The 25606-nt window shown below is 61.0% G+C and carries 22 protein-coding genes; 6 read left to right on the forward strand and 16 right to left on the reverse strand.

The genetic code is table 11. The annotated features are described in order from the left end of the window. Positions 1–14 precede the first annotated feature (14 nt). The 3 genes from sbcB to ACE4QZ_RS22355 all read right to left on the reverse strand — a co-directional run bounded on the left by sbcB (position 15) and on the right by ACE4QZ_RS22355 (position 2375). Positions 15–1448, reverse strand: coding sequence for an exodeoxyribonuclease I (gene sbcB / locus ACE4QZ_RS22345; protein ID WP_028697493.1), 1434 nt, complete (start codon positions 1446–1448; stop codon positions 15–17). Positions 1449–1505: 57 nt separating this feature from the next. Then, entirely contained in the window at positions 1506–1865 is a 360-nt protein-coding gene (locus ACE4QZ_RS22350; protein WP_012053641.1) for a PilZ domain-containing protein, read from the reverse strand. Positions 1866–1988: 123 nt separating this feature from the next. Then, complete coding sequence (locus ACE4QZ_RS22355; protein WP_410480187.1) at positions 1989–2375, reverse strand: tetratricopeptide repeat protein; 387 nt, start codon at positions 2373–2375, stop codon at positions 1989–1991. Positions 2376–2555: 180 nt separating this feature from the next. On the opposite strand from ACE4QZ_RS22355, the gene pyk reads away from it, so the two are divergent. Then, entirely contained in the window at positions 2556–4010 is a 1455-nt protein-coding gene (gene pyk, locus ACE4QZ_RS22360; protein WP_021785800.1) for a pyruvate kinase, read from the forward strand. 200 nt (positions 4011–4210) lie between these two features. Here pyk and ltrA (ACE4QZ_RS22365) read toward each other — a convergent pair whose 3' ends face one another. From ltrA (ACE4QZ_RS22365) to ACE4QZ_RS22395, 7 genes are all read right to left on the reverse strand, one after another. Further along, positions 4211–5902 carry a group II intron reverse transcriptase/maturase gene (ltrA, locus tag ACE4QZ_RS22365; RefSeq protein ID WP_410480188.1) on the reverse strand — a complete coding sequence of 564 codons (1692 nt, stop codon included), beginning with the start codon at positions 5900–5902 and terminating at the stop codon, positions 4211–4213. A gap of 1034 nt (positions 5903–6936) precedes the next feature. Continuing rightward, positions 6937–8577 (reverse strand): chaperonin GroEL, encoded by a 1641-nt coding sequence (groL, locus tag ACE4QZ_RS22370; RefSeq protein ID WP_021785801.1) that lies wholly within the window; start codon positions 8575–8577, stop codon positions 6937–6939. 50 nt (positions 8578–8627) lie between these two features. Beyond that, positions 8628–8921 (reverse strand): co-chaperone GroES, encoded by a 294-nt coding sequence (locus ACE4QZ_RS22375; protein ID WP_003251905.1) that lies wholly within the window; start codon positions 8919–8921, stop codon positions 8628–8630. A 274-nt stretch (positions 8922–9195) separates the two neighbouring features. After that, complete coding sequence (gene ltrA / locus ACE4QZ_RS22380; protein WP_024718247.1) at positions 9196–10617, reverse strand: group II intron reverse transcriptase/maturase; 1422 nt, start codon at positions 10615–10617, stop codon at positions 9196–9198. Between the two features lie 467 nt (positions 10618–11084). Further along, complete coding sequence (locus tag ACE4QZ_RS22385; protein WP_003251903.1) at positions 11085–11546, reverse strand: FxsA family protein; 462 nt, start codon at positions 11544–11546, stop codon at positions 11085–11087. A 65-nt stretch (positions 11547–11611) separates the two neighbouring features. Further along, the gene (locus ACE4QZ_RS22390; RefSeq protein WP_028697492.1) at positions 11612–12343 is read right to left on the reverse strand and encodes a HugZ family protein; all 732 of its coding nucleotides are present in this window, start codon (positions 12341–12343) and stop codon (positions 11612–11614) included. Between the two features lie 82 nt (positions 12344–12425). After that, the gene (locus tag ACE4QZ_RS22395) at positions 12426–13436 is read right to left on the reverse strand and encodes a DUF481 domain-containing protein (protein ID WP_021785803.1); all 1011 of its coding nucleotides are present in this window, start codon (positions 13434–13436) and stop codon (positions 12426–12428) included. A gap of 162 nt (positions 13437–13598) precedes the next feature. Between ACE4QZ_RS22395 and ACE4QZ_RS22400 the strand changes: the two genes are divergently transcribed. Beyond that, entirely contained in the window at positions 13599–13952 is a 354-nt protein-coding gene (locus ACE4QZ_RS22400; RefSeq protein WP_014592266.1) for an MGMT family protein, read from the forward strand. Positions 13953–13995: 43 nt separating this feature from the next. Then, positions 13996–15543 (forward strand): AmpG family muropeptide MFS transporter, encoded by a 1548-nt coding sequence (locus tag ACE4QZ_RS22405; RefSeq protein ID WP_021785804.1) that lies wholly within the window; start codon positions 13996–13998, stop codon positions 15541–15543. A gap of 465 nt (positions 15544–16008) precedes the next feature. Here the strand turns inward: ACE4QZ_RS22405 and ACE4QZ_RS22410 are convergent, their stop codons facing one another. The 3 genes from ACE4QZ_RS22410 to ACE4QZ_RS22420 form a co-directional block, all read right to left on the reverse strand. Further along, positions 16009–17253 (reverse strand): MFS transporter, encoded by a 1245-nt coding sequence (locus tag ACE4QZ_RS22410; protein ID WP_410480189.1) that lies wholly within the window; start codon positions 17251–17253, stop codon positions 16009–16011. Positions 17254–17382: 129 nt separating this feature from the next. After that, positions 17383–18225 carry a mechanosensitive ion channel family protein gene (locus tag ACE4QZ_RS22415; protein WP_021785806.1) on the reverse strand — a complete coding sequence of 281 codons (843 nt, stop codon included), beginning with the start codon at positions 18223–18225 and terminating at the stop codon, positions 17383–17385. Between the two features lie 115 nt (positions 18226–18340). Continuing rightward, positions 18341–18826, reverse strand: coding sequence for a YajQ family cyclic di-GMP-binding protein (locus ACE4QZ_RS22420; RefSeq protein WP_003251890.1), 486 nt, complete (start codon positions 18824–18826; stop codon positions 18341–18343). 100 nt (positions 18827–18926) lie between these two features. Between ACE4QZ_RS22420 and ACE4QZ_RS22425 the strand changes: the two genes are divergently transcribed. Genes ACE4QZ_RS22425 through ACE4QZ_RS22435 form a run of 3 tightly spaced genes read left to right on the forward strand, consistent with a single transcriptional unit; the run spans position 18927 to position 22480 of the window. Then, the gene (locus tag ACE4QZ_RS22425) at positions 18927–19844 is read left to right on the forward strand and encodes a putative 2-dehydropantoate 2-reductase (RefSeq protein ID WP_021785807.1); all 918 of its coding nucleotides are present in this window, start codon (positions 18927–18929) and stop codon (positions 19842–19844) included. A 37-nt stretch (positions 19845–19881) separates the two neighbouring features. Next, complete coding sequence (locus ACE4QZ_RS22430; protein WP_021785808.1) at positions 19882–21912, forward strand: ATP-binding protein; 2031 nt, start codon at positions 19882–19884, stop codon at positions 21910–21912. Between the two features lies 1 nt (position 21913). Continuing rightward, a complete protein-coding gene (locus ACE4QZ_RS22435) occupies positions 21914–22480 on the forward strand; it encodes a cob(I)yrinic acid a,c-diamide adenosyltransferase (protein ID WP_021785809.1) in 567 nt (188 codons plus the stop codon). Between the two features lie 139 nt (positions 22481–22619). Here the strand turns inward: ACE4QZ_RS22435 and ACE4QZ_RS22440 are convergent, their stop codons facing one another. The 3 genes from ACE4QZ_RS22440 to argJ form a co-directional block, all read right to left on the reverse strand. After that, a complete protein-coding gene (locus ACE4QZ_RS22440; protein ID WP_331245041.1) occupies positions 22620–23564 on the reverse strand; it encodes a Nudix family hydrolase in 945 nt (314 codons plus the stop codon). Further along, positions 23561–24193, reverse strand: coding sequence for a glutathione S-transferase family protein (locus ACE4QZ_RS22445; RefSeq protein ID WP_021785811.1), 633 nt, complete (start codon positions 24191–24193; stop codon positions 23561–23563). Before ACE4QZ_RS22445 ends, ACE4QZ_RS22440 begins: the two co-directional genes overlap by 4 nt. Positions 24194–24348: 155 nt before the next feature. After that, complete coding sequence (argJ, locus tag ACE4QZ_RS22450) at positions 24349–25566, reverse strand: bifunctional glutamate N-acetyltransferase/amino-acid acetyltransferase ArgJ (RefSeq protein WP_021785812.1); 1218 nt, start codon at positions 25564–25566, stop codon at positions 24349–24351. Between the last annotated feature and the right edge of the window lie 40 nt (positions 25567–25606).

Below are 25606 nucleotides of genomic sequence, written 5' to 3' on the forward strand. Positions count from 1 at the left end.
TTGTTTACCTGCCATCAGCCGATTGAATAGTTTTCCTGCAATTGTCGAGCATGCATTTGCCAGGCCTCCAACACCCGCCTGCCCGCCTCGTCGGCGCCCTCCCAGGCTTGCTGGCGAGCCTGTTCGAAGTCGCCCAAGGTATTCGGCGCGCCCCAGTGCGGGTCGCTCAGGCGTTGCTGGCAGAAGCCATACCAACGTTGCCGCTCTTCGCCGGTCAAGGTTTCAGGGAAGTTACGTGCCCGGTAGCGGAACAACAGCTCCGGCAAACGCGGATCATCGAACATCCAGTGGCCATGGCTCAACTGCGCCGGTTCCAGCGCACGAACTTGCTCGCATAAGCGCCGGTCGCGGTCACCTATAAAACCCTCATACAACTGCTGTTCCGGGTCCTCACTCGGGGCGAACTCGTCCTTGCCATAGATGTGCTCCAGCTTTTCTTGCCATTGCGCCTGTTGATTGGCCAATTGTTCGCCGCGCGATTGTAACAACGTCAAGTCCAGGCCCAATCGTTGTTGATCGACCGGGCGCAATACCGACAGCGGCGCCACTACCGGGCAACGATTGATCTGCACCAATTTGAGCGGTACCGGCAATTCACCTTCAGCCAATTCATCATGCCGGGTGTACAAACGCTGACGCAAAACTTCAGCACTTTCCCGTAGTAACGGTAGGGTTTCCTGATGCAGGTCGCAGACAATCAGTGCATTGCGATTACGCGGGTGCCAGGCCAGTGGCAATACGACACCCAGGTAATTGCGCGCCGCCGAAAAACGTCCGGATATATGCACCAGTGGCTGCAACAAACGGATCTGCTCCATCACTTTATGCTTGCTGCGCAGCTGAAACAGCCAGTCATACAACTTGGGTTGTTTCTGCCGAATCAGGCGGGCCAAGGCAATGGTTGCCCGCACGTCGGAAAGCGCTTCGTGGGCATGCCCATGGTCAATGCCATTGGCCTTGCTCAGCAGTTCAAGACGCAGACTGGTGCGCCCGTCCTGTTGTGGCCATTGAATACCCTCCGGGCGCAGGGCATAGGCGGTACGCACAATATCGATAAGGTCCCAGCGGCTATTGCCTCCCTGCCATTCACGGGCGTACGGATCGAAAAAGTTGCGGTAAAGGCTGTAGCGGGTCACTTCATCGTCGAAGCGCAGGGTGTTGTAGCCGGCACCACAGGTGCCCGGTTGCGCCAGTTGGGCATGCACACGGGTCATGAACTCGGCTTCGCACAAGCCCTGCTCCGCCAGCAGTTGCGGCGTGATGCCAGTCACCAGGCAGGCCGCCGGGTGCGGCAGGATATCGTCCGACGGCCGGCAATAGAGACTGATCGGCTCGTCGATCTCGTTGAGGTCGAAGTCAGTGCGCACGCCGGCCACCTGCAGCGGCCGATCGCAGCGCGGGTTGATGCCGGTGGTTTCATAGTCGTGCCAGAAAATGCTGGAGGTCACGGGGTCGTCCTGTATCGAGGTCGACCCGATTCTAGCGCGATTCTGAAAAATGAACGTTCAGACGGGCGCGTTGGCGGGGCGGAAACTGAAATAGTCGCGCAATGAACGAACGAAATCATCGTACTCGCGCGGAGACTGCAGCAGCATGAAGCCCGAATCGTAATGCCCAGGTGTCTGGTCCTCACGGCACCACAGGCAACTGGCAGTGAGGTTGACGAACTGGTGCCCGCCGCCAGGCAGGGGCATACGCAGTTGCAGCTCGTAATCGGGCCCGACCAACACAGGTAGCTGGCTGATGACCATCAGCCCATTTTCAGAGGCATTGCCTAGCTGACCGATCTCCTGACCGGTAAAGCGGTTGAATACCTTGAGGACACAAGGTAGCTGATGACGTTCGATGTGGCGCTTGTTGAACATGATCGCGAGTGTATTCCGTACCTGATGCCAGGAATACAAAGTACTGGCGGTTGTTGTAACAACTGAGTTACAGATTAGCGCAGCACGCGCAGCAAATCTCGTGAAATTAACCACACCTTTGTGTTAGCGCCAAGGTACGCTCGTCACCGGGTTGGCCACGGCTGTTCCCGCACCGCGCAAATGGCCGAGTTTTTCCAGGGTCTGCAGGCGCGCCTTGGCGCGATAGGCATACTCGTTGCCCGGGTACTGCTGGATCAGGTACTGATAGGTCTGCGCCGCATCCACGTACAACGCCTGGCGCTCCAGGCACTGGCCGCGCAGCAATGACACTTCGGGGTGGATGAACGGCCGGGCACGGCTGGTGCGATCAACCTGCGACAGTTCGAGCATGACCCGCGCGCAATCGCCGCGGTCGTAGGCGCGGTAGGCATTGTTCAGGTGGTGGTCCATGGACCAGCGGGTGCAGCCGACGGTGCTGGCGGCCAGGGCTAAAACGATCAGGGCTCGCATGGGGATCTCCTTTGATGCCAGTGTATCGGCGTTTGCCTGCAAATCTTCACACCCTTTTGCAAGGATACCCTGCCCCGTTCAAATGCCACCCTGCCCTGGGCGTAGGTAGTGCAACGGAACAATGACTACAGCGAGATTCAGGAGTAGCCTTTCGCTGCGCTTCACTATAGGAGTCTGTGCATGAGCATCCGCCGCACCAAAATCGTCGCCACCCTTGGCCCCGCCAGCAACTCGCCGGAAGTGATCGAACAACTGATCCTCGCCGGCCTGGACGTGGCACGTCTGAACTTCTCCCACGGCACGCCGGACGAGCACAAGGCCCGCGCGCGCCTGATTCGTGACATCGCCGCCAAGAACGGCCGCCATGTTGCACTGCTGGGCGACCTGCAGGGTCCGAAGATCCGCATCGCCAAGTTCGCCAACAAGCGCATCGAACTGAAGATCGGTGACAAGTTCACCTTCTCCACCGCCCACCCGCTGACCGAAGGCAACCAGGACATCGTCGGTATCGACTACCCCGACCTGGTCAAGGACTGCGGCGTTGGTGACGAACTGCTGCTCGACGATGGCCGCGTGGTCATGCGCGTCGAAACCGCCACTGCAGACGCCCTGCACTGCGTGGTGATCATCGGCGGCCCGCTGTCGGACCACAAAGGCATCAACCGTAAAGGGGGTGGCCTGACCGCACCGGCCCTGACCGAAAAGGACAAGGCCGACATCAAGCTGGCTGCGGAAATGGACCTGGACTACCTGGCCGTGTCCTTCCCGCGTGACGCCAGCGACATGGAATACGCGCGCAAGCTGCGTGACGAAGCCGGCGGCAGCGCCTGGCTGGTGGCCAAGATCGAACGCGCCGAAGCAGTTGCCGATGACGAGACCCTCGACAAGCTGATCGCCGCCTCCGACGCGGTGATGGTTGCCCGTGGTGACCTCGGCGTGGAAATCGGCGACGCCGAGCTGATCGCCATCCAGAAGAAGATCATCCAGCACGCCCGCCGCAACAACAAGGCAGTGATCGTGGCGACCCAGATGATGGAGTCGATGATCCAGAACCCGATGCCGACCCGCGCTGAGGTGTCCGACGTGGCCAACGCCGTGCTGGACAACACCGATGCGGTGATGCTGTCGGCCGAAAGCGCCGCCGGTTCCTACCCGATCGAAGCGGTCCAGGCCATGGCACGCATCTGCCTGGGTGCCGAAAAGCACCCGACCAGCCAGAAGTCCAGCCATCGCCTGCACACCACCTTCGAGCGCTGCGACGAAAGCATCGCCTTGGCGGCCATGTACACTGCCAATCACTTCCCGGGCGTAAAGGCGATCATCGCCCTGACCGAAAGCGGCTACACCCCGCTGATCATGTCGCGCCTGCGTTCGCATGTACCGATCTTCGCCCTGTCGCCGCGTCGCGCTACCCAGGCGCGCGCCTCGATGTTCCGTGGTGTGTACCCGATTGCCTTCGACCCGGCCGCGCTGCCGGCCGACAAGGTGAGCCAGGCAGCGGTCGACGAGCTGCTCAAACGTGGCCTGGTGGAGCAAGGTGACTGGGTGATCCTGACCAAGGGTGACAGCTACCACACCATCGGTGGCACCAACGGCATGAAGATCCTGCACGTCGGTGATCCGCTGGTCGGTTGATCCACTCTTTTCACAGCACAAGGCTCAAGAGCAGCCTTGTGCTGTGAAGAGGCCCCGACAGGAACAACAAAAAGCCCCGGTTCTCGCGAACCGGGGCTTTTTGATGGTGCAGGGGGTAAGGCTGGCTGTCGGGTAAGAAACGGCCATTACTGACCGTCCCTCCCCTAAGAACTGTACGTGCGAGTTTCCCCGCATACAGCTCAAGCCTTTGTAAGCCCTTTCTCAGTTGAAAGAGCCGGTGCCGCACTGTGTAACTGTCGATGACAGTTGGGATGCAACAACACCAGATTGCCCAGCTCGTCGCATCCGCCCTTGTGCCGCTCGATAACATGGTGAATGTTCCACCCGCTTTCGAACGTAATCAACTGCTTGCACATCGGGCAGCGCTTGCTCTGGCCAAGCCACAGCGTCAGCGTCTTCCGCTTCCCCTCGTCCGAGCTTCGCCACGCATATTCCAGCCGTTGCTCGAAGTACATCTCGTCCTCTGGGGCGTATGGGTTAGCCTCCGCCTTGATCTTGGTGTGCCGCTTGATCGGCGTATCGCTGGCGTACAACAAGTGGAGCAGTTTGCCGCTGGGGTGTAGCCCGGAGAATACCCAACTACGTGTTCCCACGCGCTTGAAGTATTTTTCCTTGATCCAACGTTTGCAGCGATTCAGATGTCGCCGCCTGCACCATCGCCATAGCAATTTCCAGATCCTGTAATCCACGTAGTTGAAGGTCTGCTTGGCGACAATCGGCCGATGATAATTGGCCCAACCCCGAATAACTGGATTGAGCTGCTTGATCAACAGGCTGGCCGGTGCCGCTTTGTTCGCTTCAACCAACGCCTTAACCTTGGCCAGAAATGCTTTCACGTTCTTGTGGGCTGGCTTTATCAGCAGCTTGTCACCGTACTTGCGAATATTCTGACCGAGGAAATCGAACCCATCCGATACATGCGTGAACAACGTTTTCTCCACCGCAAGGCTCAACCCCCGCTCGGCCATGAAGGCTTCGACGAGTGGCTTCACCTCGTTTTCCAGCAGCTCTTTCGAGATGCCGGTGATGACGAAATCATCTGCGTATCGCACATAGTTGACCTTGGTCTTGTAGCTGGCTTTGGTATTACGCTGCCCGAACCGAGATTCGAGCTCCTTTTCCAGTCCATCAAGGGCCAGGTTGGCCAATACGGGCGAGATGATCCCTCCTTGCGGAGTTCCCGCCCCTGTCGGATTCAATCGACCGGATTCCAAATATCCCGCTTTCAGCCATTTCCTTAGAACCACTTTGTCCATCGGGACGTTAGTGATCAGCCAGTCGTGACTGATGTTGTCGAAACATCCCTTTATATCGCTCTCCATGACCCACTGCGCAGAATGCTTGCGACCGAGATTGACGAACAATTGCTCGATTGCATCTGCCGTGGAACGGTGAGGGCGAAAGCCATAGGAATTTCGGTCGGCTGTGGTCTCAGACACCGGTTCAAGTGCCAGCAGGTATAACGCCTGCATCGCTCGATCCAGCATCGTCGGAATCCCCAGCGGTCTACGCTGGCCATTTGCTTTGGGAATGTAAATCCGCCGCAGTGGCCGGGGCTTGTAGCCCCTGCGCTCTAACCGAAAAACTGCCTTCCATTTGCTTTCAGGCGTGCTCCAGGTTTCCCCATCGACGCCGGGAGTCCTGCGACCCCGGTTTTCAGTGACCCGTTTAACCGCCAATACCTTGGCGGCAAACGAGCGAACCAGCATACGCTGCAAGGTTTTCACCTGCCGCCATTGCTGATTCTTGGCTGCCTTCGCGATCCGTACCTGTAGCCCTCGCACCTGTCGATGACCTGTTTCCCAGTCTATCGAATGCCAACTGATGGCCAGATGGGAGGACGCAGGTACTTCTATTTCAGACGCACTCATCTTGCTTTTCCTCCAGAGAAGATTTCCCCAGAGGGCAGTAGACGCACGTCGCCCTTGTGGGGGAGTGAGTACACTGCCCCGCAAGGGATTTCTATGAGTTAGACGCAGCCGGTCAAACCGACAAACGTCTGTTCTTGATGGCTTTACAGGCCTTCTCGCGATCAAAGACCAGTCGGAAGTCAGCACCGTTTCCAGTCAGGGCAGAGCCCTTATCCAACCCCATTACAGGGAGGCATTCGCTTTATCCGACATCCTCTACCCGCATTTTCAACAGTCTTCCTCACGGTCGACCTGCCTTGCCATACAGGCCAATGGCGAAAATACGGGCTTACCGAGTTCCATAACCGTCACAAGGATGGGTTAGGCCCTGCCTATTCACCGATGACTCAATGTCAGCGTGCCCCCAGATGTAAAAGGGACAACCAGTCATGCACCATTTTGGTCAAAGCCTATCAGCAACTTTGGCTCCATGCGGTTGACGGTGTTTATCAGCAGTTCACTTACGTTGGCCATACCAACCAGCCTAGCGTCTCACCCGCGTGTTGCTCGCAGGGTCTGCATGGTGCCTCGCGGCGACCACACACCACAGAATCATGGGACTACATTGTCAGGAAGCTTCGCACCCCGCCGTTACCAGCGACGCACTATCCCTAGGCTACTTTTGGCTGAACAAAAGGTCTCGCGCCCCTCTACCTTGCGGTTTCCGGGTGAGACAATGACAGCTATGGCTTGCGCCCTATAGATAGGAGCAGGCCAGCTCTTTGGACACGATTTCCCATACCTCCCTCGCAGTGATTCAAAATCTGCAAGCTCAGTACGCATATCGTTCTGATGATTTCCAGAGAGAAAATCACGATATATAGGCGACATTACGCCGAATTCTAAGCACCTTGTGAGTGCCGGAAATCCGGGTTTTGACGCCCGGACTTCGGGTTTTTTAAGCTGTTTCTGCGGGAAAGTGATCACCGGTTCAACCGGTGATCACCTAAGATGTAGCCCGCTAGGTGCTTCTACCTATAGCGACTCTCGTCGCACTACATCATGCCGCCCATGCCACCCATACCGCCCATATCAGGCATGCCAGCAGCTGGCTTGTCTTCCGGCAGGTCGGCAACCATGGCTTCGGTGGTGATCATCAGACCGCCGATCGAAGCAGCAGCTTGCAGCGCCGAGCGAGTAACCTTGGCTGGGTCCAGGATGCCCATCTCGATCATGTCGCCGTATTCACCGGTAGCAGCGTTGTAGCCGTAGTTGCCCGAACCTTGCTTGACCTTGTCAGCAACCACGCTTGGCTCATCACCGGCGTTGGCTGTGATCTGGCGCAGCGGGGATTCAACAGCGCGACGCAGCAGCGCGATACCGACGTTCTGGTCTTCGTTGTCGCCTTTCAGGTCGACGATGGCTGCCAGGGCGCGAACCAGGGCAACACCACCGCCAGGCACCACGCCTTCTTCAACGGCTGCACGGGTAGCGTGCAGGGCGTCTTCAACGCGGGCTTTCTTCTCTTTCATTTCAACTTCAGTGCCGGCACCCACCTTGATTACGGCAACACCGCCAGCCAGCTTGGCCAGACGCTCTTGCAGCTTCTCACGGTCGTAGTCCGAGGAAGTTTCTTCGATCTGGGCACGGATCTGCTTGACGCGTGCTTCGATCTCGGTGTCAGCACCAGCACCGTCGATGATGGTGGTGTTTTCCTTGGACAGGATGACGCGCTTGGCGTTACCCAGGTGCTCCAGGGTAGCGGTTTCCAGGGACAGGCCGATTTCTTCGGAGATGACCTGGCCGCCAGTCAGGACGGCGATGTCCTGCAGCATGGCCTTGCGGCGATCGCCGAAGCCCGGAGCCTTGACTGCAGCAACCTTGACGATGCCGCGCATGTTGTTGACTACCAGGGTAGCCAGCGCTTCACCTTCAACGTCCTCGGCAACGATCAGCAGTGGGCGGCCGGCCTTGGCAACGGCTTCCAGAACTGGCAGCAGCTCACGGATGTTGGAGATTTTCTTGTCGACCAGCAGCAGCAGCGGGCTTTCCAGCTCGGCAACCATGGTGTCCGGCTTGTTGACGAAGTACGGCGACAGGTAGCCACGGTCGAACTGCATGCCTTCTACGACGGACAGTTCGTTTTCCAGGCCCGAGCCTTCTTCAACGGTGATCACGCCTTCTTTACCGACTTTTTCCATGGCTTCGGCGATGATTTCACCGATGGAGTTGTCGGAGTTGGCAGAGATGGTACCAACCTGGGCGATGGCCTTGGAGTCGGCGCATGGCTTGGACAGGTTCTTCAGCTCGGCAACAACGGCAGCAGTGGCCTTGTCGATACCGCGCTTCAGGTCCATCGGGTTCATGCCGGCAGCGACGGCTTTCAGGCCTTCGTTGACGATGGCCTGAGCCAGAACGGTAGCGGTGGTGGTGCCGTCACCGGCAGCGTCGTTGGCCTTGGAAGCAACTTCCTTGACCAGCTGGGCGCCCATGTTTTCGAAAGCGTCTTTCAGCTCGATTTCTTTGGCGACGGAAACGCCGTCCTTGGTGATGGTCGGCGCGCCGAAGCTCTTGGCCAGTACCACGTTACGGCCTTTCGGGCCGAGGGTCGCTTTTACCGCGTCAGCCAGAACGTTGACACCAACCAGCATTTTCTTACGAGCGGAATCACCAAATTTTACGTCTTTAGCAGCCATGATCGTTTAATCCTTGAAAAACTTTGGAGTAACGGGAAGTCGGGGGGAAATCAGCCTTCGACAACGGCGAGGATTTCGTTCTCGGCCATGACCAGCAGGTCTTCGCCATCGACTTTCACGGTGTTGCTGCCCGAGTACGGGCCGAAAACCACTTTGTCACCCACTTTCACGGCCAGCGCGCGAACTTCGCCGTTGTCCAGAACGCGACCGGTGCCGACGGCTACAACTTCGCCGCGGTTTGGTTTTTCAGCGGCCGAACCCGGCAGGACGATACCGCCAGCGGTTTTCGATTCTTCTTCGCTGCGACGGATGACTACGCGGTCATGCAGAGGACGAAGTTTCATTGTCGATCTCTCCCAAATTGTGGTTTTCATCGGCCGGTTCGACACCGGCGGTTTTGATGCTGTCCGGCGTTGCCGGGGGTGGCCCGCTGTGAGCGAACCACCTGTGTAATGTCTGGTGTTGCCACCAGAAACCTTGCGGTGACCACATACATGAGGCCGCCACATCCAATTACAAGGCTCGAGATAGAAAAATTTTCATCAGGATCGAGTAGGAGGCGGCTTCACAGCCGCCGTCCTCTCACACCACCGTGCGTACGGTTCCGTACACGGCGGTTCAGGTTATACGGCTAAGCCGGTTTATCGTATCCAGTATCGAGACCAGTCCGAACCTATCCCATAGCCTCTTCGGTAGCGCCTGATTCACATGAGATGCTCCCGAGTTCCACCACGGGCCTCGGCCATTAAAGGCCGATTTACAGGCACGTTCTTCGCTCAGGCCCAGGCGCATCAGGTTGCGCGCCCTCGTTGAGGGCCGTTTCCATTGACGCCAGATGACGCAGCGAAGTTTATGCCTGACCCAACCATCCAATTTCTCAAGTGGGCGTTTGCTCTGGCTGAGCTTGAAGTAGCCAGCCCAGCCTCGCAGGACAGGGTTGATTCGCTCAATGACAGTCGCCACTTTGCGGGCCCTTACACTGCGTAGCAATATTCTGAGTCGGTCGCGTAAGCGCCCCAGGCTCATCGTTGCCACACGCAGCCTTGGTTGCTGGTGCCTGCTCATCCCGTAACCCAAGTAGTCACACTTCCAAGCCCCTGCTACTTGGCTCTTCTTCCGGTTCACCGTCAGTTTCAAACGATGGCACAGGAAGCGCTCGATACTGGCCAACACCCGCTCGCCCGCCCGAGGACTGCGCACATAAATGTTCGCATCATCGGCGTAGCGCACGAAGCGATGACCCCGCCGTTCCAATTCGCGGTCGAGCTCATCCAGAAGGATATTCGACAGCAACGGCGAGAGTGGGCCGCCTTGCGGTGTCCCCTCTTGCCGTTGGCTGACGATACCGCCCGACATGGCCCCAGCTTCAAGGTAGCGGCGGATGAGCCTAAGCACTCGCTTGTCTTCGACGCGACGCTGCAAGCAGGCCATCAGGATGTCGTGGTTGACCCGATCAAAGAACTTTTCCAGATCAAGCTCCACGCACCAGCGATGCCCCGCTGCCACATGGGAGCGGGCCAGTTCAACGGCTTGGTGAGCGCTTTTGCCCGGACGAAAACCGTAGCTGTAGTCCGAAAACAGCGGATCGAAGAGTAGCGTGAGTTGTTGCTGTAATGCTTGCTGGATCAGGCGATCCACGACGGTGGGGATTCCCAGTTGCCGTGTGCCGCCCTGCGGCTTGGGAATTTCAACCGCTCGCACTGCTTGGGGATGGTATTCACCGGCCAGCAACCTGGCCTTGAGGGTTGGCCAATACTGTTTCACGTAGCCCGCCAAGTCAGCGACCGTCATGCCATCGGCACCCGGAGCCCCCTTGTTGCTAACCACGCGTTGATACGCACGCCTGAGGTTGGCCGGTGCAAGCACCCGCTCCATCAGCGTGTCCGGCTCCGCGTTCGTCCACGTCGCTGACGCCGCCGGCACCTTTGCACTGTCAGGCATCACCCTCGGCTTCTGGCCGGGATTCGGAGTGACAGATTCCGTTGTAGGAAATTTCTGCATTACGGCTACCAACGAGACAGTGACGCCTACTGGCGGCATAACCTGTTCGGCCCTTGGTGGCGCGGTTAACCGCCACTTACTACGGCCTCGGCTGACTTCTGCACGCTCGTCCCGTCGCCTCTCGACGCTCGGTAGCACAGTGGCAAACGTGCAGATCTCCCAGGGTAATTCGCGTGACCTTCCTGCTTATGCCTGTCGGATTTACGTCACAGCGTCCCGTGCAAGTACTGGGCTTTGACGATTTGGGCCGCCTCACCCCGCTGTGCCGCCTCTATCCGCTTCCTGTTCGTCAGGCCAGCAGTTTGCCTCGGGCTTCCTTCAGATTCGCGGTCGCCCACGACACCCTTGCCTCTGGCTAACACTTCCCCTTGCCGGGTGTGTAGAGGACTTTCACCTCCAAGTCACCCGCTTTGGCCACCACAACCAAGCGGGTTGCGCTACGCGCAACGCGCCATGCCTGGCGCACCCAAAAAAAACCGGGGCCGCTTGCGCGGCCCCGGTCCTTTTTACTTGTCGCGGCGCTCGTACTCGCCTTCGATCACGTTCGGGCGGTGGCCGCCATCACGCGGCTGCGCCTGGAAGGGGTCGTCCTGGAATGCACGCTGGCGCATGGCCTGGGCCTCGGCACGCTCGCGCATCTTGCGCGCAGCCAGGCGACGGGTGAACGGCAGCAGGCACAGCACCCCCAACACGTCGCTGATGAAGCCGGGCAGCAGCAACAGGCCACCACCCACGGCCAGCATCATGCCCTGGAACATGTCCTCGGCGGGCAATTCACCGCGCTGCAGGCTTTCACGGGCGCGCAATGCAGTCGCCAGGCCGGCCACCCGCATGACCAGTACGCCCAAGGCGGAGCCGGCGATGATCAGCAGCAACGCCGGAAAGAAACCGATTGCCGCGCTGACCTTCACGAAGACGAACAGCTCCAGCACAGGAAAAATCAGAAACAGCAGTAGAAAAGCACGCATCAAGGGTTCCTCGACGGAAGATAACCTTCCAATAAGACCTCAGATGGATGCCTGCGCTCCGGATTTCAACCCTCGGTTTGCATCACAACCGGCCATTTGTCAGCGCGAGCCAGCAAAACCAAGGCCTCGCGGACTTGTGTCGGCGTGTTGCAAGTAGTGGGGAAAGGCAACCAGTGCACGGCCTGGCCGATGCGCAGGTGCATGCCTTCGCTGTCTACCCCGACCAACTGCGCCGGTACGTGCCGTGGCAACCCGGTCAATTCGACGTAGTGGGCAATGGCACTGGCGTGATCGCTGTTCATGTGTTCGATCATGCTCCCCTCGGCCTTGCCGGCGAACGGGTTGGCCAAGGTCACATGGTCCAGCCAGTGGATCGCACCGAAGCCGCCGATGTAGCGGTGGCGCACCGGTTGCAGCACCCAGAAATCGAAGTCGTGGGCCTTGTGGTAGTTGGCCGCGTCCGGGAAATAGCGGTAATAGCGTTCGGCGGCGGCCTCGATGACGGCCTCGTCGACCAGCTTGTGCGCTTCGGCCATCACCGTCAGGCGCCCTACCGCCTGCACATCCTCAGCCTCGCGCTCACCCACCAACAGCGAACACTTGGGGTCCTTCAGCAGGTTGTGGGTGTGCTGGGCAATGCGGCTGATCAGGATCAGCGGGTTGCCCTGGGCGTCCAGGCAGTACGGCACGACCGAACCAAAGGGGTAGCCAGGCATCGACCTGGAATGGGTCGAAAGCACGCCTCGATATTCCTTGAGCAGCAGTTCCCGGGCGGGGCGGATGGCGTTGGTACTCACTTGAAGGCAGCTCCTGGCGGACGGGTTGGGGACAAGATAAGCATTATCAGCTGCCTGTGCCACTGACCTGCATCCTGATGCCTTACCAGGTAACGCCAAAGCCCGCGGTATAGCGTGTCTTGTCCAGGTCACTTTCACGCGTGCCGGTGATGATATCCTTCTCCGCCTTGAGGTTGAGCGAGGCCCACTCGGTGACCTTGTAGCGCAGGCCAACCTCGGCATCCAGCGAGTAGTCGGCCACGCCACCCAGCGGCTTGGCGAACTCGCCGTTGGTGAACAGCTGCACGTTCTTGCCGATCAGGTATCGGGTGTAATCCCACTTCACGGCCGCAGAATAGAAATTATCCTTGCCGCCGTCCTGATACTCGAAGTCAGTACGGTTGATCAGTGAGCCCAGCGAGAACGCGCCCAGTTCATCGTCCCAGAACTGGTAACCCGGGCCGGTACCCACGGTGCGCTGGCGGGCCAGGTCTTCGATGTGATCGCGCTTGTATTCCGCACGCCCCTGCCAGAACCACTTCTCGGTCATGAAGCGGTCCAGAGCGTACTCGGCGCTCCAGTTGTCGGTGGTGGTAACGTCGTCCTTGGTCTCGCGGTTGTACTCACCCTCGGCGTTGTGACGCCAGCGGCCATGGCGGGCAGTGGTCTTGAAGCCCACGTCGTAATCGTCGGTGTCGTTCTCGGCGCGCTTGTAGTCCAGCGCCACGTCGACATTGCCTTTCCACACGAAATCCTCGACCAACGGCTTGGGCTTCATGATCTGCTCGATGCTGGCCAGCTCCACCGTCTTCGGTGAATCGCCATTGGCCAAGGTCACCTTGCCTGGCTCGGCGGCCTTGAGCGACTTGGCTTTCTCTCCGCTGTAGGCGTCCTGCTTGACCAGCATCTCCTGATCGCTTTCCAGCGTCTGGACCTGTTTCCAGTCCAGGGCGATTGACCCGCCATAAGGGGTTTCCAGCAGCAGCTTGCCGCCGTCGAAGACCTTGATCTTGCCACTCAGCCGGTCACCGTTCTTCATCCACACAGTGTCGGCGAACACCGGAGAGGCGCACAGGGAAACAGCAAGAAGGCACAACAAGGATCTAGAATTCATAAACAGGCTTTGTTTGCGGACTAAGGTTCGATTTGACGAAAAGCCGGGCATTATCCAGATACCCACGACCAGAGCAAGGACAGACCGGGAGCATGCCGTTGAGTTCAACTCTCATTTGCCGGACCACCGGTCCGGTTTCATCTGCAGCCCAAGGCGGGCGAGATGTCTGATGGATATGAGCACGCCCTTGATTCGGCCGAGGGCCGACGAACGGCGCTGTATTCCGTACTTGGCCAAGTACCACCTGGCAAGGTGGTGAGCTATGGCCAACTGGCCGAGCTGGCTGGGCTTGGCCGTGCGGCGCGCTGGGTTGGGCGCACTCTGGGGCAGTTGCCTGCAGACACTCGTCTGCCTTGGCATCGGGTGCTCGGCGCGGGTGGCCGGCTGAGCCTGGCGCTGGGTACCCCGTCAGGCGATGAGCAAAGGGCGCGGTTACGCGGGGAAGGTGTGAATGTAAGCAACAATCGTGTGGATATGACGCGCCATGGCTGGCGCCCAATGGAGCACAGCGGTTAGAGTGCGCGCTTTGTTTTCGAAAACTTGAGGCAGATGTTGGCCCATGCCCCGTAAAACCTGGCGCGCTGCGCTTGCTGCCTATGCCAGCCCGTCAACCTTGGTACTTTTGCTACTCGGTTTCGCCGCCGGCCTGCCGTACATGCTGGTGTTCTCGACCCTGTCGGTATGGTTGCGCGAAGCCGGCGTTGCCCGTGAAACCATCGGTTATGCCAGCCTGATTGGCTTGGCCTACGCCTTCAAGTGGGTCTGGTCACCGCTGCTCGACCAATGGCGCCTGCCGTTGCTTGGCGGCCTCGGGCGCCGGCGCTCGTGGCTGCTGTTGTCGCAAGCGCTGGTGGTGATCGGGCTGGTCGGCATGAGCCTGTGCGACCCGCAACAACACCTCTCCTGGCTGATTGCCATGGCCGTACTGGTGGCCTTCGCCTCGGCTACCCAGGACATCGCTGTCGACGCCTACCGCCTGGAAATCGCTGACGACCAGCGCCAGGCCGCGCTCGCTGCCAGCTACATGGCCGGCTACCGGGTGGCTGCCTTGCTTGCCACGGCCGGTGCCCTGTTCTTCGCCGAGTGGTTCGGCTCTACCGGCTTCAGCTACCTGCACAAGGCGTGGGCCGGCACGTATGTGATGTTCGGGGTGATGATGCTGCCCGCCCTGTTCACCACTTTGGTCATGCGCGAACCGCCAGTGCCCATGCGCACCCAGTTGTCGGCAGCGCGCTACGGGCTGGTGCACCAGATGGCCTCGGTGTTCGTGCTGATCATCCTGCTGGTCTCGGTACCGGCCAGCTTCACCCAGATGTTCAACACCGGCTGGTCCAGCGTGATCTCCGGTGATGCCACGCCGCTCGACCTGCTGCTGGAAGACCGCGCCTTCCTGCGCCTGATCCTGTACGTGCTGCTGTCCTGGGCCTGCCTGTCGAGCCTCGGTCGTCGCGGCCTGGCCCCCGTGCTGACCCCGATCAACGACTTCATCACCCGCTACCGCTGGCAGGCTCTGCTGCTGCTAGGCCTGATCGCCACCTATCGCATGTCGGACACGGTGATGGGGGTGATGGCCAACGTGTTCTATATCGACATGGGCTTCACCAAGGACCAGATTGCCAGCGTCAGCAAGATCTTCGGTCTGATCATGACCCTGGTCGGCGCCGGAGTTGGGGGCCTGCTGATCGTACGTTTCGGCATCATGCCCATCCTGTTCATCGGCGGCGTAGCCTCTGCCGGCACCAACATCCTGTTCCTGATGCTGGCTGACATGGGTCCGAACCTGGAAATGCTGGTGGTGACCATCTCACTGGACAACTTCAGCTCCGGCATGGCTACTTCGGCCTTTGTGGCCTACCTGTCAAGCCTGACCAATCTGAAGTTCTCGGCGACCCAGTACGCACTGCTCAGTTCGATCATGCTGCTGTTGCCGCGGCTGATCGGCGGGTATTCGGGCGTTATTGTGGAGAAGTTCGGCTACCACGACTTCTTCCTGATCACTGCTTTGCTGGGTGTGCCTACGCTGATCCTGATCGCCCTGCAGTGGCATCAGGAAGCCGGGCGGGGAACCCCGGTGGCGGAGGAACACTCCGCAGCTGAGCGGCCCTGAAGGTTTGTGTTGCCTGTGCAGGCCTCTTCGCGGGTGAACCCGCTCCTACACCGGGCCGCGTCGCCTTGTAGGAACGGGTTTACCCGCGAAGAGGCCGGGCCGCGTTGCCTTGTAAGAGCGGGTTTACCCGCGAAGAGGCCGGGCCGCGTCGCCTTGTAGGAACGGGTTCGCCCGCGAAGAGGCCGGGCCGCGTCGCCTTGTAGGAGCGGGTTTACCCGCGAAGAGGCCGGGCCGCGTCGCCTTGTAGGAGCGGGTTTACCCGCGCAGAGGCCGGGCCGCGTCGCCTTGTAGGAGCGGGTTTACCCGCAAAGAGGCCGGGCCGCGTCGTCTTGTAGGAGCGGGTTTACCCGCGCAGAGGCCGGGCCGTGTCGCCTTGTAGGAGCGGGTTTACCCGCGCAGAGGCCGGGCCGCGTCGCCTTGTAGGAGCGGGTTTACCCGCGAAGAGGCCGGCACAGGCAATACCGATTATCGAGCTACAGCCCCTTCCCCGGGCCGCCCACCCACCACAAACCACAGCGGCCACAGCGCCAACGCCCCTGCTACGCCCGCCGCCAGGGCAAAATGCAGCAAGCTGGCACCAGCGCCAATCATCGCCAGCAGCGCCCCGCCGAGCCCAAGCAAGGCAATGGTGATCATCCCCAGCATGGCCGAAACCAGCCCCTTGCTCTGTTCACTGGAGAACAGCGTCATGCGGTACAGCACCGCATTGGCCACGCCTAACCCCAGCGCGTACAGCGACATGCCGGCCACCACACTGGTCACGCTGGGCCAGTACCAGGTCGCCAGCACCATCAGGCACAGGCCGGCCAGGTATGGCCAGAGCGCACCACGCACCAAGGCTGGCAGCGGGTAGCGATCAGCAATACGGTTGATGATCAGGTTACCGAGGATCAACCCGCCAAACACAGGCAACTGCCACAACGCATACTCCAGGGTACTCAACCCCTCATCATGAATCAGCAGCACCGGCGACAGACCGATCCAGCCAATCAGCGGTAAACCGACCAACCCAAGGGCGGCGCTCCCTGCAACGAAGCGGCGGTTGGCCAGCAACTGGCCATAGCCCGCCAACAGTGGCAGCAGGTGAATCGGCGTGAACGCCAGCCGCGAGCCGTCACGGCGTTCCACACCCAGGGTTTCCGGCATCAGGCGATACAACAGCAGCCAGGCCAGCACTGCGCCGATGGCGAACGCCACGAACAGCCAGCGCCAGTCCAGCCATTGCAGCAGCAAGGTGCCCACCAGCGGCCCGAGCAGGGGCGACAGCAAGGCGATGTTGGCCAGCAGGGCCATCATGCGTACGGCATCAGCCTCGCTGAAAGCCTCGTTCAGGGCCGGGTAGCTGACAGTGACCACAAAACCCAGGCCAATGCCCTGCAACAGGCGCAACAGGTTGAACAGGCCGATGTCCTGGCCCCAGAAAGTCGCCAGGCACGCCAAGCCAAAGAACGCGCAGCCGACCAGCAGCAGCGGGCGCCGTCCATAGCGGTCGGCCAGCGGGCCGATCAGCCATTGCAGTACCACGCCCCCCAGCAGGTAAAGGTTGAGGGCATGGGGAATGTACTCAGGGCTGGCGTCGAGGTCGCCGACCACAATCGGCATGGCCGGCATGACCGCGTCGCTGGCCAGGTAGGTCAGTAGCTCGAACAGGGCCAGCGTCAGGCCGAACAGCAAGGCGCGCAGAGGGGTGATATACAGCAGTGGTTTCATGATGGCGTATCGGGTGTGGCAGGCGGGGTCAGGCTATATGCCAGAAATGGTCGGAAATTGCTGTGAACAAGTGTAATCAGGGCAGGAAAAAAGTCGGGGCCGCTTTGCGGCCCCGGCTTTGACGCGGTATTACTGCGTTGCAGTCTCCTGCACCACGCGAATAACCCGCTGCGGAAACGGAATGTCGATCCCTTCGGCCTTCAACCGGTCACGCGCATACTCGTTGAGCATGAACATCACGTCCCAGTAATCGGAGGTCTTGGTCCACAAGCGCAGCGATACGGTGATCGAGCTGTCGCCCAGCGTCGACACGACCGCCTGCGGTGCCGGGTCTTGCAGAACACGTGGGTCCTTCGCCAGCTCCAGCAACACATTGCGGGCAGTCTGCAGGTCGGCCTCGTAGTCAACGCCCACATCGAACACCACCTTGCGCGTCGGCTGGCGGTTGGTGTTGGTAATGATGCCGTTGGACAGGCTGCCATTGGGCATGATGACTGTCTTGTTGTCAGCGGTGCGGAGCACGGTGTGGAAGATCTGGATACTGTCGACGGTGCCGGCAACGCCCTGCGCCTCGATCCAGTCACCGATACGGAACGGGCGGAACATCAGAATCAGCACACCACCGGCGAAGTTCGCCAGGCTGCCCTGCAAGGCCAGGCCGATGGCCAGGCCTGCGGCACCGATGGCTGCGACGAACGAGGTGGTCTCGATGCCGATCATCGAGGCCACGCTGACCAATAGCAGCACCTTCAGCACGATGTTCGCCAGAGAGCTGATGAAGCCCTGCAGCGCCAGGTCGGCGTTGCGCAGGCCAACCAGCTTGCCGAGGCGGGCGCTGACCTTGTTGATGATCCACCAGCCAACCGCCAGGGTCAGCAGTGCCAGCAGCACACGGCTGCCGTATTCCATGATCAAAGGGATCCACGTCTGGGATTGGCGGACGAGCTGATCGACCTCAGCGTTCAAATCCATATTCATCTCCTGATGCCGAGCGGCAAGTACACGGTAGAACAGGCCGCGCGTGTTATTACGCAACCCCGGCCCCCATGGACATCATTTGGCCATCGGGGTTCCGGGCGACCCCACATCAGTCGCGGAAGTTGTTGAACTGCAGCGGCATGTCGAATTCCTTGGTGCGCAGCAGGGCAATGGCTTCCTGCAGGTCGTCACGCTTCTTGCCGGTTACCCGTACCTGCTCACCCTGGATGGCGGCCTGTACTTTCAACTTGCCATCCTTGATGGTGGCAACGATCTTTTTCGCCAGGTCCTTGTCGATGCCTTCGCGGAACTTGGCTTCCTGTTTCTTTTCCTTGCCGGAGGCGTACGGGTCCTTGGTTTCCAGGCACTTCACGTCGATCTTGCGCTTGACCAGCGCCAGGCGCAGGATCTCCAGCATCGCCTCGAGCTGGAACTCTTCCTCGGCGGTGAGCATCACGGTCTGCTCTTTGTCCTTGAACTCGAAGGTGCCTTTGCCCTTGAGGTCGTAGCGGCGGTCCAGTTCCTTGATGGCGTTGTCGACCGCGTTCTGCACTTCGTGCTTGTCCAGTTCCGATACCACGTCGAACGAAGGCATGGTTGTTCTCCCAAAATAAAAGCGCGCTCAGGCTGAAGATGGAGCGCGCTGGGTTTGAAGGTTAAAATGCGGGCTCATTATAACGGGTTGCGAAACGCATATGAGCAGCACCTGGCATATTCTCGGCGCCGGTAGCCTGGGCAGTCTGTGGGCCTGCCGCCTGGCACGCGCAGGCAAGGCTGTGCGCCTGATCCTGCGTGACGGGCAACGGTTGCAGGCTTATCAGCAGGCTGGCGGCCTGACCTTGGTCGAGCAAGAGCAAACACGGCACTACGCCATACCTGCCGAAACCGCCCAGGCGCAAGGCCCGATCCACCGCCTGCTGGTGGCCTGCAAAGCCTATGACGCAGCCCCGGCGATTGCCGGTGTAGCGCCGCGGCTGGCCGAGAGCGCGGAAGTGCTGCTGTTGCAGAATGGCCTGGGCAGCCAGGATGAAGTCGCCGACGTTGTGCCGCACGCTCGCTGCATCTTCGTCTCCAGCACCGAAGGCGCCTTCCGCGAGGGGGACTGGCAGGTGCGTTTTGCCGGCCATGGCTTCAACTGGCTGGGCGACCCACGTAACCCCATGATCCCCGCCTGGTTCGATGACCTGCACGAAGCCGGTATCCCTGCTGAATGGACAGTGGACATACTCACCCGCCTGTGGCGCAAGCTGGCGCTCAATTGCGCCATCAACCCGCTGACCGTGCTTCACGATTGCCAGAATGGCGGGCTGCTGGGGCACCTGGGTGAAGTTCAGGCCCTGTGCGTCGAGCTGGCCCGGCTGCTGCACCGTTGCGGCCAGCCGCAAGCAGCCGAGGGGCTGGACGAAGAAGTGCAGCGGGTAATCCTCGCCACCGCAGGCAACTATTCTTCCATGTACCAGGACGTGCATGCAGGACGGCGCACCGAGTTGCACTACCTGCTCGGCCATGCTTGCCGCGCGGCCACACGTCATGGCCTGCAGCTGCCGCAGCTGGAACACCTGCTGCAGCGCTTGGTCGAAAACCTGCGCGTGCGTGGTTTGCCCTGCGACTGACGCGGCCCTTCAACCGGATACGGACATTGCCTTGCCCATGACCTTGCGCCAACGCCTGGAAAACCTCCCGGTCGGGCAGAAGCTACTGGCGGCCCTGCTGGTACTGCTGGTGACCATCTTGCTGGTGGCCAACCTCACCTTCATCAGCGCCGCCTACTGGATTACCCAGGAAAGCATGGCGCCGCAGGCGTTGCAGACCATCGGCCGGCTGGTGGCCAATCCACAGCTTGCAGCCCGCGCCGGCGACACCCCGGACACCGCCCGTGCCCTGCTCAAGGAACTGGACAATTACACACCGCTGCGTGCCGCCGCCGTCTACGGTGGCGATGGGCAGATGCTGGCGCAGTTGCAGCATGGTGAGCCGCTGGCCCTGCCCAAGCGTTTTCGAAACATCGACGGCTGGCGCCTGATGGAGTTTCGCAGCACTCAGTTGATCCGCATCCCCCGCGATGCCAACCCACCGGCACACTTGCTGCTGGTAGCCAGCAGCGAACTGCCCATGGCCTTCTACACCGGCACACTCAGCGCCAGCCTGGGTATCCTGGTATTCAGTGTCCTGCTATGGATCGTCATCGCCCGGCAGATCAAGCGCCTGATCACACAACCGATCAACCAGCTTGAGGAACTCAGCCGCCAGGTTACCCGTGAAGAGAGCTACGCCTTGCGCGCCCAGCGCGGCAACGACGATGAAATCGGCAGCCTGGCCGAGGCCTTCAACACCATGCTGTCGCGCATCGAGGCCCGCGAGCAGCAGCTCAAGAGCGCCCGCGATGAATTCCAGAGCGCCTACGACCAGGCTCAGGGCCTTGCTGAGGAAACCCGCCACACCAACCGCAAGCTGGAACTGGAAGTGCAGGTACGCAGCAAGATCGAGAAAAAACTCACCGGTTTCCAGAACTACCTCAACAGCATCATCGACTCGATGCCCTCGGCGCTGATTGCCCTCGACGAACAGCTTTACGTGACCCAATGGAACCACGAAGCCACGGTGCTTTCCGGCACGCCACTGGACGAGGCACTTAACCAGCCCGTGTTCATTGCTTTCGAACCGCTGAAGCCGTTCCTCCCGCAGCTGAAGGAGACCGTGGAAAAACATCGAGTGGCGAAGATCGAGCGGGTAACCTGGCCCAAGGGCGACGACCTACGCCACTACGCCCTGACCTTCTACCCACTGACCGGCGGCGGTGGGCGCGGCGTGGTCATTCGTATCGACGACATCACCCAGCGTCTGTCATTGGAAGAGATGATGGTGCAGTCGGAAAAAATGCTCTCGGTCGGTGGCCTGGCTGCCGGCATGGCGCATGAAATCAACAACCCGCTGGGCGCTATCCTGCACAACGTGCAGAACATTCGCCGGCGCCTGTCGTCCGACCTGCCGCGCAACCAGGAACAGGCCGAAGAGCTGGGCATCGACCTGGCCACGATCAACCGCTATCTGGACAGCCGCGAGGTGCCGCAACTGCTCGACGGCATTCAGCAGGCCGGAGCCCGGGCGGCGAAGATCGTCACCCACATGCTCAGCTTCAGCCGCCGCAGCGACCGCCAACTGGTGCCATGTGAGCTGCCGGCACTGATCGATCAGGCCCTTGAAATTGCCGGCAATGACTTCGACCTGGCCATCGGCTTCGACTTCAAGGGTCAAGCCATCGTGCGCCAGTTCGACCCCAACCTGGGGCCGGTGCCCTGCACCGCCAACGAGCTGGAACAAGTACTGCTCAACTTGCTGAAGAATGCGGCCCAAGCCATCCACCAGCGCCCGCAACCCAGCGAGCCCGGGCGCATCACACTGCGCACCCGGCTGAACCCGCCGTGGGCGGAAATCCAGGTCGAGGACAATGGCGTCGGCATGCCCGAGGCAGTGCGCAAGCGCACCTTCGAGCCGTTCTTCACCACCAAGGAAATCGGCCAGGGCACCGGGCTGGGCCTGTCAGTCTCGTACTTCATCATCACCAACAACCACAAGGGGCAGATGGAAGTGCAATCCACGCCAGGCCAAGGCACCTGCTTTACCCTGCGCCTGCCCCTCAGCCAGCCGGCAGCGGCGGTGCCGGCCAGAACGGAGCAATGACATGGGCTACCGCCTTTCGAAGATCTATACCCGCACCGGCGACAAAGGCGAAACCGGCCTCGGCGACGGCCGTCGGGTGCCCAAGGACCACCCGCGGATCGAAGCGATTGGCGAGGTGGACAGCCTGAACAGCCAGTTGGGGTTGCTGCTGGCGGGGCTTGCCGAGCACGGGCTGAATGAAGTGACCGAGGTGCTGGCGCCGTGTCAGCACCGCTTGTTCGACCTGGGTGGCGAGCTGGCGATGCCCAGTTACCAGGCGTTGAACCTGGCGGAAGTGGAACGCCTGGAGGCGGCCATCGATGTGTGGAACGAAGAGCTGGGGCCGCTGAAGAACTTCATTCTGCCCAGTGGTTCGGCGCTGGTGGCGCAGGCGCATGTGTGCCGCAGCCTGGCGCGCAGTGCAGAGCGCCGGTGCCAGCAGTTGAATGCCATGGAGCCGCTGGAAGGCGTTGGGATGACATATATCAACCGGCTTTCCGATCTATTGTTCGTGGCGGCGCGGATCATCGGGCGGCGCCAAGGGGTGGCTGAGGTTTTGTGGCAGCCCGCCGAGAAACCCCAAGGCTGATACTTCTGGGGCTGCTTTGCAGCCCATTCGCGGGCTTGCCCGCTCCCACAGGTTTCGAGCAGGCTTGGAGCTTGTGAGTTTCCTGTGGGAGCGGGCAAGCCCGCGAATGGGCCCCGCAGCGGCCCCTGTTACAGGGGACTCAAACCTCGGGCCAGAACGCCCGGATGCCTGCCACACCCTGTGCACCCGCTTCCCAAGCCTGCTCGCGCTCACTCGGACCTACCCCACCCAGCAGATACACCGGTTTGTTGAACCCGGCAATCACGCGCTGCGCCTCATCCCAGCCCAGCGGCGCCGCATCCGGATGAGTCTGGGTTGCCTGCACTGGCGACAGGGTGACAAAGTCCACGCCCATCTGCTCAGCCAGCGCCAGCTCCTCGGCACTGTGGCAGGACGCGGCCAACCAGCGTTCCTTGGGGAACGGCCGGCCCCTGGCAGCGTACTTGCGCAGTTGCGCGGCCGTCAGGTGCCAACCTGCCGCTGGGAAATCACCCAGCCATTCCAGTGGCCCTTTAAGCATCAACTGCGCCTTGCCCGCACACAGCCCGACCGCATCCACCGCCACGTCGCGGTACTTGGGGTCGTACATGTCCGGAGCACGCAACTGGATAAGGCGAATGCCGTTGGCCACCGCCTTCTGGATGCCCTTGAGCAGCTGCGGCACCTCCAGGCCATCCGGGGTGATCAGGTACTGGTCCGGCAGGCGCGCAGCGGCGACGATCGGCTTGTTGGCCTCGGGGAATTCGTACTGCGGCAAATCGCGCGGGGCAACCCACTCCAGCGGCTGGCCTTCGGCACCATGGGGTTCGCCAGTGAACGCTTCGACCTCGCGCACATCCAGCAGCACCTGCTTGTCCGGGTAGTCATGGCTGACCTTGATCAGCGCACGCGACCGGGTTACCTCAATGCCCAGCTCCTCGCGCAACTCGCGGGCAAGCGCCGCTTCGACGCTCTCGCCTTCCTCCACCTTGCCACCGGGAAACTCCCACAAGCCGCCCTGGTGCTGGGTATCGGCACGACGTGCGATCAGAATACGGCCATCAGCACCGCGAATGACGGCCGCTACTACATGAATCCGTTTCACGCTTCACGCTCCTCCAGGCCTGCCTGTTGCCATGCCTGGAAGGCTGGCCACTGATAAATGGTCTCGATGTAGGCTGCCGCCTCAGCGGGGACTTCTACGCGGTAGGTGCGCAGGCGCACGGCCACCGGGGCAAAGAAGGCATCGGCCAGGCTTGCCTTGCCGAACAGGAACGGGCCGCTGTCCTTGGCCACCAGACGGCATTCGGACCACAGCGCAACGATACGGTCGATGTCGATTTGCACGTCCAGCGGCACGTTGTCCAGCGCCTGGTCGCGCGACAAGTCGAACGGCATGGCGCCGCGCAGGGCAAAAAAGCCGCTATGCATCTGCGCACAGGCCGAACGGGCCTGGGCTCGCGCCGCCACATCGGCAGGCCACATCTGGGCTTCGGGGTGGCGTTCGTTGAGGTATTCGGCAATGGCCAGCGAGTCCGCGATCACACCGTGCTCGGTCTTGAGCAGCGGTACCTTGCCGGTGGAGGAGAAAGCGAGGATGCGCTGGCGGGTATCAGGCTGGTTCAGCTTGATCAGGGTTTCTTCGTAGGGCATGCCAGCCAGCTCGAGGGCCAAGGCGCCACGCAGCGACCAGGAGGAGTACAGCTTGTCGCCGATGATCAGGTGATAGCTCATGGTTCGGCTCCATCAGGTTTGTATTGCAAAACCCGCAGGCCGCTGCGCGGCCTTTCGCGGGCAAGCCCGCTCCTACAGGGACCGCACCGCTCCTGCAGGCATTGCAACACCTGTGGGAGCGGGCGTGCCCGCGAAGAGGCTTTCGGATCAGTAGATCAGGTACGGTACTCGGCGTTGATCTTCACGTACTCGTGGGACAGGTCGGTCGTCCAGATGGTTTCGCTGCACTGGCCACGGCCCAGCTCGATACGGATGGTGATCTCTTCCTGGGCCATCACTGCCGAACCCTGCGCCTCGGTATAGCTCGGGCTGCGGCCGCCTTGGCTCGCAATGCAAACGTTGTCCAGGTAAACGTCGATCAGGCTCACATCCAGTTCCGGCACACCGGCACGGCCAACCGCGGCGAGGATGCGGCCCCAATTCGGGTCGGAGGCGAACAGCGCGGTCTTGATCAGCGGCGAGTGGGCCACGGCGTAACCGACGTCCAGGCACTCCTGGTGGTTGCCACCACCGTTGACCTGCACGGTCACGAACTTGGTCGCGCCTTCGCCGTCACGGACGATGGCCTGGGCCACTTCCATGCACACCTCGAACACGGCCTTTTTCAGCGCTTCGAAGAGCGCGCCGCTGGCTTCGGTCACTTCCGGCAGGTCGGCCTTGCCGGTAGCGATCAGCATGCAGCAATCGTTGGTCGAGGTGTCACCATCGATAGTGATGCGATTGAACGACTTGTTGGCGCCGTCGAGCATCAGGTCCTTGAGTACCTTTGGCGCCACCTTGGCGTCGGTGGCGATGTAACCCAGCATGGTCGCCATGTTCGGGCGGATCATGCCTGCCCCCTTGCTGATGCCCGTGACGGTAACGGTCACGCCATCGTGCTGGAACTGGCGGCTGGCCCCCTTGGGCAGGGTGTCGGTGGTCATGATGCCGGTAGCGGCCTCAGCCCAGTTGTTTTCCGACAGGTTGTCGAGCGCCGCCTGCAGCGCGCCTTCGATCTTCTCGACCGGCAGCGGCTCACCGATCACGCCGGTGGAAAACGGCAGTACCGACTCGGCCGGTACGCCAGCCAGTTCGGCCAGCTTGGCGCAGGTACGCTCGGCGGCGGCCAGGCCCGGCGCGCCGGTGCCGGCGTTGGCGTTACCTGTGTTGGTCAGCAGGTAGCGCACGGTGCCCTGTACACGCTGCTTGGACAGGATCACCGGCGCGGCGCAGAAGGCGTTGAGGGTGAACACACCCGCCACGCTGGAGCCTTCGGCACAGCGCATGACCACCACATCCTTGCGCCCCGGGCGCTTGATACCGGCAGAAGCGATACCGAGTTCAAAACCCGGAACCGGGTGCAGGGTGGGCAAAGGACCAAGACCAACAGCCATTAGAGCGCTCCTAGAAAAAACGATGATTTCGAAAAAGGGG

Source organism: Pseudomonas sp. DCA-1, assembly GCF_046523955.1.
GTDB classification, from domain to species: domain Bacteria; phylum Pseudomonadota; class Gammaproteobacteria; order Pseudomonadales; family Pseudomonadaceae; genus Aquipseudomonas; species Aquipseudomonas putida_Y.